Origin of the sequence: Leisingera thetidis (assembly GCF_025857195.1) — a bacterium.
In the GTDB taxonomy this organism is placed as follows: Bacteria; Pseudomonadota; Alphaproteobacteria; order Rhodobacterales; family Rhodobacteraceae; genus Leisingera; species Leisingera thetidis.
Map to the genome: position 1 here is coordinate 83,724 of NZ_CP109790.1, position 14,189 is coordinate 97,912.

Here is a 14,189-nt window from a genome sequence, read left to right on the forward strand (position 1 = left end):
CCGTCAGATCACCCGGCAATGCGGTACCCCGCGCCGCGCACGGTTTCGATCAGATCGGTACCGAAAGGTTTGTCGATCTTCGCCCGCAGACGCGAGATATGGGTTTCCACCACATTGGTCTGCGGGTCGAAACTGATGTCCCAGACCGCCTCCAGCAGCATGGTGCGGGTCTGCACCCGGCCCTTGCGGCGCAGCAGATGCTCCAGCAGGCGGAATTCGCGGGGCAGGAGGTCGATCTCCTGGCCTTCGCGGGTGACCTTGCGGCGCAGCAGGTCCATCTCCAGACCGCCCGCCCGCAGCACCGTCTCCTGCTCCTGCAGGCCCGGGCGGCGCGCCAGTGCCGCAACGCGGGCGGCCAGCTCGCCGAAGGCGAAGGGTTTGACCAGATAGTCATCCGCCCCGGCCTCCAGCCCCTCGATCCGGTCGTTCACCCCGCTCAGCGCCGTCAGCATGATCGCCGGGGTGCGCACGCCGGCGCCGCGCAGGGTCTTGATCAGGCTCAGCCCGTCCAGGCCGGGCAGCATCCGGTCGATGATCAGCACATCGTAATCGGACGCCGTGGCCTGCAGCAGCCCCTCGCGCCCGCCGGTGACGAGATCGGCGGTGTGCCCTTCCTCGCGCAGGCCCGCCTGCACATAAGGGCCGGTGGTGGCGTCGTCTTCGATCACCAGGATTTTCAAGGCCTTCTCCCGCTTTTCAACCCCCCCCGGTGATACACCGGAGCGCTGTGCCGCACACATTACAGATCTGTATAGAAGGCGTCAGGCGGTTGAAATCCGTACCCTCCATCTGGCTTGCATCACTTCAACGCAAGGAGACGAAAATGTCCAATCCTGCCACCGCCCCCAAGAGAGTTGCCTTTGGCCTGACCGCCGCCTCTGCCGCCGCCATGTTCGCGCTGGCGCCCGTGCCCGCGCTGGCGGTGCCTGCCGGCGGGTATGCCGATCTTGTCGAAACCATCTCCCCCGCCGTTGTCTATGTCGAGGTCACCGGCAAGGCGCAGCCCGTGTCTGACCGGCAGGCCATTCCGAATGATCAGTTCATGGAAGAATTCATGCGCCGGTTCGGCGGGCGCCTGCCCCGGCCCGAAGACAGCCGTCCGATGAAAGGCGCCGGCTCCGGTTTTGTCGTCGCGGAGGAAGGGCTGATCGTCACCAACAACCACGTGATCGACAACGCCCAGACGGTGACTGTTACCCTGGCGGACGGCAGCGTCCATGACGCCACCGTGGTCGGTGCCGACCCGCTGACCGACATCGCCCTGCTGAAGGTGGCGGCAGACAAGCCGCTGCCGGTGGTGGAATTCGGCTCCTCCGAAGAGCTGCGGGTCGGCGACGAGGTGATCGCCATGGGCAGCCCGTTCGGCCTGTCGGGCACGGTGACCTCCGGCATCGTCTCGGCCACCTCGCGCAATATCAATTCCGGCCCGTTTGACGATTTCATCCAGACCGACGCGGCGATCAACCGGGGCAACTCCGGCGGGCCGCTGTTCAATGCCGAAGGCGAGGTCGTCGGGGTGAACACCGCGATCTATTCGCCCGGCGGCGGTTCGGTCGGAATCGGCTTTGCGGTACCCTCGGACATGGTGCAGAAGATTGTCGCCGACCTGGAAGACGACGGCAAGATCACCCGCGGCTGGCTCGGCGTGCAGATCAAGCCGCTGTCCGGGGAGGCCGCCAATGTGCTGGGCCGCGAGGCCGGCCAGGGCGTGGTGATCGAAAGCGTGGTGGCGGAAAGCCCCGCGGCTGAGGCCGGTCTCAGGCCCGGCGATGTGGTCCTGCGCTTTGGCGGCACCGAGGTCGATGAACTGCGCGACCTGACGGCGGCGGTGGCGATGAACACCCCGGGCGAAGCTGCGCAGATCGAGGTGCTGCGCCAGGGCAAGGAGCTCACTTTGGAGGTGACCCTGGGCGACCGGTCCGGCCAGGACGCCTGACAGCGGCTGCGGGGAGATCTTTTGCATCCCTGCCGGAAGCCGGGCAGGGATGCGGGTGATCAAGGCAGGTAGAACCGCCGCTCCCGGACCCTGTCTGTGCCCCGCACGCCCGTCTTGGCGCCGCTGTACCGTTCACGGCACGTCAGAGCGCCGGAGGGGCAGGCTGCAACGGCCTGCCTCAGACGGTCTTCCGCTTCCGGGTCCCCGGTTGCATCCTCCCGGCCGGAAAGGGCGCGGATCACTTGGGAGAGGGTCAGACGGCATTGGCCGAAACCATGGCATTTCGCCGCGTTGAAGCGAAGGCGCAGCTGGCGGGTTTCGATCACCGGCATGGTCTGGACCTCCCCGGATCGGGTTACGGTATTGCTGGTCTTCCGTTCCGAGCGGTCGTTTAAATTCACCCGGCGGTGTCCCACGACCCGCCGCGCGGCGGCCTACCGGACGGTCTTGATGGCCGCGCTGACGATATCCAGCGCCCTGTCCAGATCTTCGCGGGCGATGGTCAGCGGCGGGGAGAGCGTGAGGACATTGCCCTGGCTGATCTTGAAGCTGAGCCCTGCGTCGAGGCAGGCGTAGTAGATCTGCTCGGCCCGGGCGCGGGCCTGGACCATACCGCCGCCATCGCCGGCGATCTCCACTCCGAACATCAGGCCGCGGCCGCGGATGTCTGCGGCAAGGGGCACATGCCCCAGCGCATCACGCAAGCGCGCCATCGCGTGGCGGCCCAATTCCCCGGCGCGCTCCACCAGACCTTCCTCCTCGATGATCTGCAGGGTCGTCAGGGCGGCACGGGCGGTCACCGGGTTCTTTTCGTGGGTGTAATGGCCGATGGCAAAATCACCACAGACGTCCAGATCGCGGCGGGCGACACAAGCCGCAATGGGCAGGATGCCGCCGCCCAGCGATTTGCCGAGTGTCACAATGTCCGGCACGATGCCGTCATGCTGGAAGCAGAACATCCGCCCGGTCTTGCCGAGGCCGGTGGGGATCTCGTCCAGGATCAGCAGCACGCCGTGCTTGTCGCAGATCTGGCGCACCGCTTTCCAGAACCCCGGCGGCGGCACGACGGGCACCGCCCGCATCGGCTCGGCGATGAAGGCGCAGTAATCGCCGTCGCGGCCCAGCACGTAGTCGATCATCTTCGCACAGGCTTCGGCGCTGGCCTCCAGTGTCCCGTGGCCGTACGGGCAGTCCGACGGGCTGTAGGGCGCCACATGTTCCGTGCCCGGCAGCAGCGGCCCGGCGATATGGCTGCGGAAGGTGGCCTCGCCGCCGACCGAAGCGGCGCCGAAGCCCGCGCCGTGGAAGGCATCCCAGAAGCTCAGCGTCTTGAAGCGGCCGGTGGCGGCGCGGGCGATCTTCAGCGCCACCTCATTGGCATCGGACCCGCCGGTGGTGAACAGCACCTTGCCGAGATCGCCGGGGGTGATCTGCGCCAGTTTTTCGGCCAGCTGCACCGCCGGTTCATTGGTGAAGCGGCGCGGCGCAAAGGGCAGCTCGTCCAGCTGCTGCTTGATTGCCGCCACCAGCCTGGGGTGGCCATAGCCGAGGTGATGCACCGAGTTGCCGTGGAAATCCATGTAGCGGCGGCCGTCCAGATCCTCGATCCAGATGCCCTCGGCCTTGGCGATGGTGCTGACGCAGGGGCTGGAGAGGCTCTGGTGCAGAAAGGCCTTGGCGTCGCGCGCCAGCAGCGGTGCCGAGTTTGCACCGGTGGATGTCGTGAGCCAGGCCTGGCGGGCTTGGGACGTGTTGGATTCACCTTCGGTGTGGACGAGCATGCGCCGCCTCCGTTCAAGGGGCAAAGAAAAGGAAAAAAAACGGGGCGGCACGGCGCCGGCCCCGGCGGGCCGGGGTTATTCCGGCCAGGGGAGGGAGTAGGTCTTGACGTTGGTGAAGAACTTCATCGCCTCGATGACGCCTTCCTTGACGCCGTTGCCCGAATCCTTGATGCCGCCGAAAGGAGACATCTCGATGCGGTAGCCGGGCTGTTCCCAGATGTTGCAGGTGCCCACGTCCAGGCCGTTGATATAGGCAATCGCCCGGTTCAGATCGTTGGTGCAGACGCCCGAGGACAGGCCGAACTCGGTGGAGTTGGAGATCTTCATCACCTCGGCGTCGTCATCCGGCACCCGGACGATGGGAATGATCGGGCCAAAGGTCTCCTCCATCACCAGTTCGCTGCCGTGCGGCACCCTGTCGACGACAATCGGCGGCAGGAGCGCGCCCTGGCGGGGCGGGTGATACAGGATCTCGGCACCTTCCTTTTCGGCTTGGAGAACCCGGTTTTCAAACAGCTCTGCCGCCTTGTCGTGGATCACGCAGCCCAGTTCCGTTTCCGGGTCCTGCGGGTCGCCGAACCTGATCTTCTTCGCCTTTTCCAGAACCAGCGGAACGAACCTGTCCGCAACGCTCTCCTGCACCAGGATGCGCTTGATTGCGGTGCAGCGCTGGCCGGAGTTGCCGGTGGCACCTGCCACGGCGATGGCGGCGGCCTTGTCCAGGTCGGCGTCGCTGAGGTCGTTCAGCACGATCAGCGGATCATTTCCGCCCAGTTCCAGCGCCTGGCGCTTGTAGGCGCCCTTCTCGGCAATCAGCTTGCCCACCGGCACGCCGCCGGTGAAGGTGATGATGTCGATGTTCTCGTTGGTGATCATCTCCTCGCCGATGTCCTGCGGCCAGCCGGTCACCACCTGGAACATCTCCGGCGGCAGCCCGGCCTCGTACAGAATGTCGGCCAGCGCGATGCAGGTGAGCGGCGTCAGCTCCGTCGGCTTGCAGACCATGCAGTTGTTGGTGGCAATCGCGGGCGCGATCTTGTGGCTGACCATGTTCAAAGGGTGGTTGAACGGGGTGATCGCCGAGATCGCCTTCACCGGTTCGCGCTTGGTGAAGATCTTGCGCGGCTTGCCGTTGTGGGTGAGGTCGCAGGAGAAGATCTCGCCGTCATCCTTCAGCGCCTCGGCCGCGGCGAACTGATAGACATCCTGGGCCCGCCTGGTCTCGTAAATGGCGTGCTGGTGGCAGATGCCCAGCTCCAGCACCAGCCATTCGGCCAGCCATTCGCGCTTCTCGCCGATCAGCTCCCCGGCCCGCTGCAGGATCCGGCTGCGCTCGTAACGGGTGAGCTTCGGCGTGTAACTCGCGGCGATCTCAAAGGCCATGCGGGCGTGTTCCGCCTGGCCTGCGGGCACATGGCCCACCACCTCGCCCGTATAGGGGTAATGCACCGGCACGGTGTCCTTGGCAAAGACAACCTCGCCGCCGATGCGCATGCCCTCATTGCGGATTTCGATGCTGCTCATGATCTGCTCCTTCATGGTTGCAGCGCCGCCGCCTGCGCCGCATAGAAAAACGCATCGAAGTTGCGCAGCACCGGGCGCTCCGGCAGCGGCAGGACGCGGTTGCAGATGAACGGCACTTCCTGTTCGGTCAGCCCGCCATGGCTCCTGAGCGGCTCGTTCAGCGCCGCCAGGTCGTGGCGGTGCTCCGAGGTGCCGATGCAGATGTTCCCGCCGGAGACCAGGATGATGTCGCCGATCCGGTCGCCCGGCAGCTCGAACCGTGCCACCGCTTCCTCGCGGGTCAGCACATCGGTGATCGCGTCATAGCCCGCCAGCCGCGCCATGATCCCGGCCCGGTCCGCGCCCTCGGGCAGATAACAGGTGGCAAAGGAGCCGAGCGCGCCGTGGTGCACCACGTAAGGGTCGGTGATCGGCAGGATCACCCGCGCCTGGCCCGCGCCCAGCCAGTCATCCATCAGGTCCTGCACGTAGATCACGCTGGGCGAGCCGTCGGCATGGTGCTTGGGCTTCATGCCGTGGTCGGCGGTGACCACGATGGCGGCCCCCAGCGCGTCCAGCTCCGTCAGGTATTTGTCGAACATCGCGTAGAAGGCCTTGGCCTCGGCCTGATCGGGGCTGTACTTGTGCTGCACATAATCCGTGGTGGTCAGATACATCACGTCCGGCGCCCATTCCTGCAGCAGCTTCACCCCGGCCGCAAAGACAAACTCGCTCAGCTCTGCCGAATAGACCTCGGGCTGCGCCATGCCCAGCCACTCGCTGGCCTTCTCCTGGCCGTGCTCCGCCGCGGTCGAGGTGTCGGATTTCTCCGCCGAGAAGCACTTGGCGCGGTCGTCATCAAACGACAGGCCTGCGCCCAGCAGCGCCCGCAGCTTGTCCTTGGCGGTGACCACGGCCACCCGCGCGCCGGCATCATGGAAGGCCTTGAACACGGTGGGGGCGCGCAGGAAGCGCACGTCGTTCATCATCACCTCTTCGCCGCTGTCCGGGTCGATCAGGTAATTGCCGCAGATCCCGTGCACCACCGGCGGGCGGCCGGTGGCAATGCTGAGGTTGTTGGGGTTGGTGAACGACGGGATCACCGAATGCGCCAGCCGGTCGGTGCCGGTCTCCCGCATCCGCTTGAGCGTGGGCATCAGCCCGGCGGCAATCGCCTTGTCCAGGTATTCCGGCTCGCAGCCGTCCAGGCAGATGGCAATCGCGCAGGTCCCGGGCACGGCGTAGGCGCGGCCGTTGGCCACGACGGGGGAGTGAATGGTCATGTCTTTGACGTCCTTATCTCTCAGGCTTGCTTCTCAGGCGGCCAGTTTGGCGCGTTCTGCCAGCGCCGCGGCGGGCGGGGCCGCGCTGGCGACGCCCATTTCGGCAAGAGTTTCCTTGGCGGCAGCAACAACCTGCCGCATCACGTGTTCATCCATCTGCCCGATGCAGCCGATGCGGAAACTGTCCGCCACCGTCAGCTTGCCCGGGTAGATGATGAAGCCCTTCGCCTTCATCAGCTCGTAAAAGCGGCTGAACACGAAGTTTTCATCCGCGGGGCAGAAGAAGGTGACGATGATCGGCGACAGCCAGCGGTCCTGCAGCAGGGTCTCGAACCCCAGCCCGCGCATGCCCGCCACCATCGCATCGCGGTTGCGCCGGTAGCGCGCGCCGCGCCCCCCGACACCGCCTTCGGCCTCATGCGCCTTCAGCGCTTCCAGGAAGGCCGCCACCGCATGGGTCGGCGGCGTGAACCGCCACTGGCCGGTCTTTTCCATATGCGCCCATTGCGCATGCACATCCAAAGACAGCGAATGGCTGTTGCCCTTGGCCGCCTCCAGCTCCGCCTTGCGGGCGATGACAAAGCCGAAGCCCGGCACCCCTTCGATGCATTTGTTGGCCGAGGACACCATCGCCTCGTAGCGGATCTGCGCGGGCTTCAATTCAATCGCGCCAAAGGCCGACATCGAGTCGATCAGAAGCTTGCGGCCCGCGGCATAAACCGCCTCGGAAATCTCCTCCACCGGGTTCAGGATGCCCGAAGAGGTCTCGCAGTGGATCGCCACCACATGGGTGATCGAGGGATCCTCCGCCAGGATCTGCGCCACCTCCGGCCCGCGCGGCGGCAGGTAGTCGCCCTTGTCCAGCAGCTGATAGGCGCGGCCCAGGTAGTGCAGCGTCTGCGCCGAGCGCAGCCCGTAGGCGCCGTTGGCCAGCACCAGCGCCTTGCCGCCGCGCGGCACGAAGGACGCCAGCATCGCCTCCACCGCAAAGCTGCCGGAGCCCTGCATCGGCACGCAGTCAAACTCCGCGGCACCGTCGCCCAGCAGCGCCAGCAGGCGGCGGCGCATCTCGCGGGTCATCGCCCGGAAGTCGTCGTCCCAGCTGCCCCAGTCCCGCAGCATCGCCTGTTTCACCTCATAGGAAGTGGTCAGCGGCCCGGGCGTGAGAAGATAGGGCTCACCCAGAAAGGGCGGATCAATCTGCGGTGCCGAAGCGGTCATTGCCTGTCTCCAAAACATGTTCCAGATGCATGATTGCGCCAGATAAACCCATATGTAAAATTGCAAAAAACAATCCAATCATAGGCCAAACCTATAAACATCAAGAGAGATGCAGCCCCGGTTTCGGGCAGGAAACCCGACGGCAGCCCGGGACTGCAGCCAGCTGAGCCCTGCAGGCCGGTATCCGGCAAGCCGTGACCGCTGCTGACAGCGGTCCCGCAGGTGCCCCAGCCGGGTAAACCTGTCTTATTCACAGCACCGCAGCATTTGCCATCTGCGCGAAGGCGGCGGCCTCGCCGCTCGCCTCCATAACCCGTATAGGGGTCATGTCCCGGAATTGCGCCTCAGCGGTATTCCGTCAAGGCCGCCGCCGTCTGCGCGCCCTGCCGGCTACCTGGCTGCCGGCAGGGCATTGGACCATCAGACCGTTTCCGCAGCCTTTGATTCCGCATCGATAAGCTTTTGCAAGCGGCGGCGGAACAGCAAGGGACCGGCGTCAATTGCCAGATCGACGTTCCGGGTGGTCTTTCCGGTCATCCCCTTTTGCACCTCGATCAGAATCTCCCGGTCTTCATTGAATGCCACCTCGACCGAGTCGCTCATGTACTGGGATATTTCCGCGTTCTGCGCATGCACATTGCGGATCTGAAACCAGTAATAGCGTGTGGTTTCTTCATCTTCCGGGGTCATGAAGTTGTAGCTGTCCATTTGGAAATACTGCCCCTCCGGCAGGTTGCTTGCGTCGCCACCGGTGCCTGCAGGCACGAACACCGCCTTGATATATGCAAGCGACGGGTAACGGACCTCGTAATGCTGCTCGCGGTCGCAATTGCCCTCGAACGGCACCAGTTTCCGATAGAAGGGCGCAACCTCCACATCATACATCCAGCGCGACACGATCACGCCGGTTTCCGTGCCGGTGACGGTCAGCGGCTCCTCCTCGCAGGCGGCATTGCCAAAGGAGCTTTGATGCACCCAGGCGACATGGCTGGGATCGAGCAGATTGTCGGTGATGTAAAGGTAATTGCAGGGAAACGGCATCGCGTCGCCCTTGTTGATGCCCCAGCCCGGCTCTTCGAAATGCGCGACCTTGAAGATCTTGTCCGGATCCGCCAGCGCCGGATCGCCCATCCAGATCCAGACCAGACCATAGCGGCTTTCGACCGGGTAGGCGTGGATGTTGGTGGCCGGCGGGATCTTGTCCTGGCCGGGCACGCGCACGCAGCTGCCGGTGCAATCGAAGGTCAGCCCGTGATAGCCGCATTCGATATGGTCGCCTTTGATGCGCCCTTTGGACAGCGGCAGCTTGCGGTGCGGGCAGGCATCGATCAGCGCCACAGGGGCGCCGGCTTCGGTGCGGAAGACCACGATCTTTTCGCCCAGCACCTTGATCTGGCGCGGCTCGCGGGTAATTTCGCTGTCCCATGCAGCGACATACCAGGTGTTGCGGAGATACATGTTCAGCCTCTTCTGTCTGGGGCGCCGGGGGGGACCGGGCGCGGATCGGTGGATGGATCGGCAATGTCGTGGCGCAAGGCCAGTGCACGCAAATGGTCCGCAAAGGACTGCGCAGCAGACCGGGACACCACCAGATTCACGTCGCGGGTGCTGTGCCACCAGACCGTGCAGTCATAGCCGCCCAGCCGGGTGCGGATGCAGCGGGCCTGGCGTATTTGCGGCGCAAACAGGTCCGCACTGGTGTAAAGATCCAGAAATTGCAGCGCCTCGACGCCGCGCAGGCGGAACTGGGTCCAGCCATGGCCGATGTCCGCCGTGCGGTACCGGCCCTCAGGCACCGGGCCGCTGCACCAAGCCGTTCCGGGCCAGAGCCGCAGAAGCAAGCTTCCGCCGTGCTGGCGCATCTGTCCAAAGGGCAGCAGCATGTCCAAGGCCCCGGGCCCCGCGTTCAAGGCGGTCAGCGGCAGGAACGTTTCATCCAACCGCAGCCCGAGCGGGCCGGGCAGGAAGCCGGCCGCATCGCTTGCGCGGGTGATCTCCGGCGCTTCATCCATGCAGCCGCTCCCCATTCGGGTCATAGAAACAGGGTTCCGCGACCCGGACCCGCACCGAACTCCCGGCAACCGGAGAATGCGCCCAAAGCACATCTCCCAGCCGGTTGCGGCCGTCTTGCAGAAAGCCAAGCGCAACCGGGCGGCCAAGAGCGGGGCTGCCGATTGCCGCGGTCAGATGGCCGATGGTTGCGGCGCATCCCCTGGCGTCAATGTCCTGATCGCTCAGATGCGCGGCATAGGGGATGGGCGTTGTGCCGTCCTCCGGAACCAGCCCCACCAGCTGTTCGCGTCCTTCTGCCTGCAGACCTGAGCGCTGCAGCAGGGCACGGCCCAGAAAATCCTTCTTCGTCGAGACCATGCCGCCCATGCCCAGATCCCCCGGCGTGCGGCGGCCGTCGATTTCGGTGCCTGCCGACAGATGCCCCTTTTCGATCCGCAGCACGTCCAGCGTTTCCAGCCCGTAGGGCGTGATATCCCATTCGGCGCCGCGCGCCATAACACGGGCCAGCAGAGCCCCGGCATAGCCCGCCGGAACATTGATCTCATAGCTCAGCTCGCCCGAGAAGCTGACCGCGAACACCCGCGCAGGCAGCCCGCCGAGATGTCCCTCGCGCACTGCCGCAAAGGGGAAGGCGTCGCGGGACGTCCCGAAATCCGGCTCCAGCGCGGTCAGGAGACTGCGCGCATTCGGGCCGGCTATCGCCAGCGAGGCCCAATGATCGCTGACATCCGTGAGCGACACATCCAGTCCCGGCCAGTCAGCCTGCGCGCATTTCCGCATGTGCCGCCAGACGGAACCCGCATTGGCGGTGGTTGCGGTTACCATGAAATGGTCCGGGGCCAGGCAGGCGATGGTGCCGTCGTCAAACACATAGCCGTCCTCCCGCAGCAACAGCGCATAGCGCAGCCGGCCGGGCTGGATGGCGGCAAAGTTGTTGCAGTAAAGACGGCCGAGGAACTCCAGCGCATCCGGCCCCTGCACGTCGATCTTGCCAAGGGTGGACATGTCCACGCAGCCCAGCGAATTGCGCACCGCACGGGTTTCCCGCTCAATCGCCTGCGGCATGGTTTCGCCCGGCTTCGGAAAGTAACGGGGATAGAGCCACGCGCCGGAGGTCTGGAACACGCAGCCCAGTTTCCCGAACCCATTGTGAAAAGGCGTGCGCAGGGCGGGGGTCATCTGCCTGCCTGTCTCCGCCCCGGCCAAAGCGCCCAGGGAGACCGGCGAATAAGGCGGGCGATAGGTGGTGTGGCCAATGGCGGCAGGGTCCTGCCCGGACAGCGCGGCGATTTCCAGCACACCGTTGGTCCAGCTGATCTTGCCCTGATCGGTCCCCATGCCAAGGGTAGTGTAACGCTTGGTCAGCTCGATATCCCGGTAGCCCTCCCGCTGTGCCAGGGCGATGTCCTCGCGGGTGACGTCATTCTGAAAATCGGCAAAGGCCTTGCCGTTGCCTGCGGTGAAGACCTCTTTCAAAGCAGGCGCAGGGGACGGGCGCGGCAGGCAAAGGTGCTTGTGCATCTCCAGCTCCGCCATCGCCTGATGCGCGGCAGCCTTGCCGTCGGCAATGCAATCGCCCGTGTCCAGAACCCCGCGGGCGCCGCCGATGGGGCGCAAGGGTCCCTCCGTTTCCGGCGGCAGCAGGCTCTGGCTGGTTTCCGAAAAGCTGAGCCGGCCGCCCATCTGCGCAAACAGATGCGCTGTCGGCATCCAACCCGCCGACATGGCCAGCAAATCGCAAGCCGTGCGGTGCTTGCGGCCGTGCGCATCGCGCCAGGCGAGGCCGGCCAGATGCTTTTTGCCTTGGGTGCAGAGAAGGCGGGCCCCGGCGGGCAGCTCCGCGGCAACGGCAATCCCGGCCTCCTGCAGGGCGGCCACGGTCGCGGCGCGCTCCTGCGGATCACTCACGGCCACCACGGCGCGGTTCCCGGGTGCCAGGCCAAAGCGGCGGATGTAGCTGCGCACCGCGCCCGCCAGCATGATGCCGGGGCGGTCATTCCCGGGGAACACCAGCGGGCGTTCGATGGCGCCGGCCGCCAGCAGGACGCGCTTGGCCCGTATCTTCCAGAGTACCGCCCGGCAGGCGCTGCCGGCGGGGAGCGTCTCCACCGCCTGCACCAGCCCGTGGTCATACTGCCCAAAGGCCAGCGTGCCGGGCATCACGGTGACATTGGACAACGCCTGCAGCGCGTCCGCCGCATCCTCGGCCCAGTCCAGCGCGGGCAAGCCTTGCAGAGTTTCCCCGGACGACAGCAGCGAGCCGCCAATGGCGTGGTCCTGTTCCAGCAGGATCACCGTTGCACCCGACTGCGCCGCTGTCACCGCCGCCGACAGCCCCGCCGGACCGCTGCCGATCACCAGCACATCGCAGCTTTTCCGCCGCTTGTCATAAAGCGCAGGATCGGACGCCGGGTCCACCTCCCCATGCCCGGCCGCCTGGCGGATCAGCGGCGCAAAGCGCCGGTGCCAGGCGCCCCGCGGCCACAGGAACGTCTTGTAATAAAACCCGGCGCCGATCGTCCTGCCGAGCAGGCCCAGCACCGCGGCCCGGTCCTTGTCCAGCGAAGGGGTGGTGTTCTGGCTGGCCACCTGCAGCCCGTCGCGCAAGCGCACTTCGGTCACCTTCAGGTTCGGCGTGCTGCCGCTCTCATCCCGGACGGTGACCATGGCCGAGGGCTCTTCCAGCCCTGCCGACAGAATTCCCCGCGGGCGGTGGTACTTCAGCGAGCGCGCCACCAGGTGCCGCCCGTTGGCCAAAAGGGCCGAGGCCAGCGTATCGCCGGGATGGCCGGTCATCGCCACACCATCGAAGGTGAAGCAGAGCGTCCGGCTGCGGTCGATCAGCCCTCCTGCGGGCAAGCGCCTCATTCCGCGCCTCCCGGATGGAATTCATGAGAGACCGTGTCCCGCGTGACTTCGATCCATGCCTCGCAGCCGCTGCCGTGATACCAAAGCTCCCGCAAGGCGCCGCGCGGGTTGTGTCCCATATGAAGGGCTTTGCTCCAGACCGCAGCATCCGCCTGTCCGGCCAGCGCAGGCAGATCGCGGCGGGGGCCGCCATAGGTGAACTCGCTTTCCTCGCGCAGGCCGCAGAGGGGGCAGGGGATCAACAGCATCTCATCGCTCCTAATGCAGCCAAGGGTAGGGGCCGGCGCCGGCATCGTCCTGCTCGGCGCCAGACGCAAACCGCTCCAAGGCAAAGGGCCGCAGCAGCTCCGGCAGCTTTCCTGTGGCCAGCAGTCCGGCCATCTGGTGGCCCACGGCAGGGGTCGCCTTGAACCCGGCATAGCCCCAGCCGGCATTGATCATCAGCCCCGCCACCGGGGTGGGGCCAAGAATGGCGTTGCCGTCCATCGGGATATCCGCAGTCCCCGACCAATGCCGCATCAGCCGCAGCCGCGACAGGAACGGGAACATCTGCAAGGCCCGGGCCAGCACATCCTCGATCCGCTCGAAACTGCCGCGCCGGGCAAACGAGCTGTAGCCGTCCGTCGCGCCGCCCAGCACAAACTCGCCCTTGCTGGTCTGGCTGACATAAGACAAGCCTGCGTTGTAGTTCACCACGGTGTCCAGCGCGGGCTTCACCGGCTCGGTGACAAAGGCCTGCACGTTGATCGAGTTCAGCGGCAACTCCAGCCCCGCCAGCGCGGCGACCTGCGTGCTGGCGCCGGCCACACTGATCAGGGCCTTGCCGCAGGTGATACGGCCCTTGGCAGTCTCGATGGCCTGCAGCGTGCCGTCCCGGACCTCAATCCCGGTGACCGGGCAATTCTGAAACACATGGATGCCCGCCTGCGACGCCTTGCGGGCAAAACCCCAGGCCACCGCATCATGGCGCACCACGCCGCCTGCCTCCTGCACCAGCGCGCCGGCGATGGGGAAGCGCTTGGGCGAGGCCAGGTCCAGCTCCTGCAGCCTTGCCTGCAGAGCATCGCCGGTCAGGATCTGCGCATCCGCTCCGCCCAGCCGCATGGCATTGGCGCGCAGGGTGAAATGCTCCAGCTCGCCGTCGGAATGGGCCAGATCGGCATAGCCCCGCGGCTCATACATCAGGTTGAAATTCAAATCGCGGCTGAGATCAGCCCACAATCCCAGGGCAAAATCCTTGAGCCGGAAACTGGAATTCAGCAGGTAGTCGGACCGCACAATCGTGGTGTTGCGCGCGGTATTGCCGCCGCCGATCCAGCCCGCCTCAAGCACCGCCGCATTGGTGATGCCGTGCTCCTTGGCCAGGTAATAGGCCGTTGCCAGCCCGTGGCCGCCGCCGCCGATGATCACAACGTCATAAGACGCGCGCATATCCGGGGTGCCGACGGCCGCCTGCCAGTGCTTGTTTGCGGTCAACGCATGACCCAGGATGGAAAAAGCGGAATAGCCCATGCCGGAAATCCAAATTACATCTGTGATCACAGTTAGCGAAGGCAGGGCCATTTGGCAAGCAGCAGATTTTTG

The 14,189-nt window shown here is 65.7% G+C and carries 12 protein-coding genes; 1 reads left to right on the top strand and 11 read right to left on the bottom strand.

Annotated elements, in window-relative coordinates:
• Window positions 1-8 precede the first annotated feature (8 nt).
• Complete coding sequence (locus tag OKQ63_RS24195) at window positions 9-680, bottom strand: winged helix-turn-helix domain-containing protein (protein ID WP_264214440.1); 672 nt, start codon at window positions 678-680, stop codon at window positions 9-11.
• A gap of 143 nt (window positions 681-823) precedes the next feature.
• Between OKQ63_RS24195 and OKQ63_RS24200 the strand changes: the two genes are divergently transcribed.
• Window positions 824-1,936 carry a trypsin-like peptidase domain-containing protein gene (locus tag OKQ63_RS24200; RefSeq protein WP_264214441.1) on the top strand — a complete coding sequence of 371 codons (1,113 nt, stop codon included), beginning with the start codon at window positions 824-826 and terminating at the stop codon, window positions 1,934-1,936.
• 59 nt (window positions 1,937-1,995) lie between these two features.
• Here OKQ63_RS24200 and OKQ63_RS24205 read toward each other — a convergent pair whose 3' ends face one another.
• The 10 genes from OKQ63_RS24205 to OKQ63_RS24250 all read right to left on the bottom strand — a co-directional run bounded on the left by OKQ63_RS24205 (window position 1,996) and on the right by OKQ63_RS24250 (window position 14,117).
• The gene (locus OKQ63_RS24205) at window positions 1,996-2,268 is read right to left on the bottom strand and encodes a (4Fe-4S)-binding protein (RefSeq protein WP_264214442.1); all 273 of its coding nucleotides are present in this window, start codon (window positions 2,266-2,268) and stop codon (window positions 1,996-1,998) included.
• 102 nt (window positions 2,269-2,370) lie between these two features.
• Window positions 2,371-3,717, bottom strand: a complete 1,347-nt coding sequence (gene pbfA, locus OKQ63_RS24210) for a (R)-1-hydroxy-2-aminoethylphosphonate ammonia-lyase (protein WP_264211408.1) — start codon at window positions 3,715-3,717, stop codon at window positions 2,371-2,373.
• A gap of 75 nt (window positions 3,718-3,792) precedes the next feature.
• Window positions 3,793-5,241, bottom strand: a complete 1,449-nt coding sequence (gene phnY / locus OKQ63_RS24215) for a phosphonoacetaldehyde dehydrogenase (RefSeq protein WP_264211409.1) — start codon at window positions 5,239-5,241, stop codon at window positions 3,793-3,795.
• An 11-nt stretch (window positions 5,242-5,252) separates the two neighbouring features.
• A complete protein-coding gene (gene phnA / locus OKQ63_RS24220) occupies window positions 5,253-6,503 on the bottom strand; it encodes a phosphonoacetate hydrolase (RefSeq protein WP_264211410.1) in 1,251 nt (416 codons plus the stop codon).
• Window positions 6,504-6,536: 33 nt separating this feature from the next.
• Complete coding sequence (locus OKQ63_RS24225) at window positions 6,537-7,724, bottom strand: 2-aminoethylphosphonate--pyruvate transaminase (protein WP_264211411.1); 1,188 nt, start codon at window positions 7,722-7,724, stop codon at window positions 6,537-6,539.
• Window positions 7,725-8,144: 420 nt separating this feature from the next.
• On the bottom strand, window positions 8,145-9,182 hold the full coding sequence (locus tag OKQ63_RS24230; protein WP_264214443.1) for an aromatic ring-hydroxylating dioxygenase subunit alpha: 1,038 nt from the start codon (window positions 9,180-9,182) through the stop codon (window positions 8,145-8,147).
• 2 nt (window positions 9,183-9,184) lie between these two features.
• A complete protein-coding gene (locus OKQ63_RS24235; protein ID WP_264214444.1) occupies window positions 9,185-9,736 on the bottom strand; it encodes a hypothetical protein in 552 nt (183 codons plus the stop codon).
• Window positions 9,729-12,605 carry a 2Fe-2S iron-sulfur cluster-binding protein gene (locus tag OKQ63_RS24240; RefSeq protein ID WP_264214445.1) on the bottom strand — a complete coding sequence of 959 codons (2,877 nt, stop codon included), beginning with the start codon at window positions 12,603-12,605 and terminating at the stop codon, window positions 9,729-9,731. The genes OKQ63_RS24235 and OKQ63_RS24240 overlap by 8 nt, the downstream gene beginning before the upstream one ends.
• The gene (locus OKQ63_RS24245) at window positions 12,602-12,853 is read right to left on the bottom strand and encodes a sarcosine oxidase subunit delta (protein WP_264214446.1); all 252 of its coding nucleotides are present in this window, start codon (window positions 12,851-12,853) and stop codon (window positions 12,602-12,604) included. The genes OKQ63_RS24240 and OKQ63_RS24245 overlap by 4 nt, the downstream gene beginning before the upstream one ends.
• Window positions 12,854-12,863: 10 nt before the next feature.
• Window positions 12,864-14,117 carry an FAD-dependent oxidoreductase gene (locus OKQ63_RS24250; RefSeq protein ID WP_264214447.1) on the bottom strand — a complete coding sequence of 418 codons (1,254 nt, stop codon included), beginning with the start codon at window positions 14,115-14,117 and terminating at the stop codon, window positions 12,864-12,866.
• Between the last annotated feature and the right edge of the window lie 72 nt (window positions 14,118-14,189).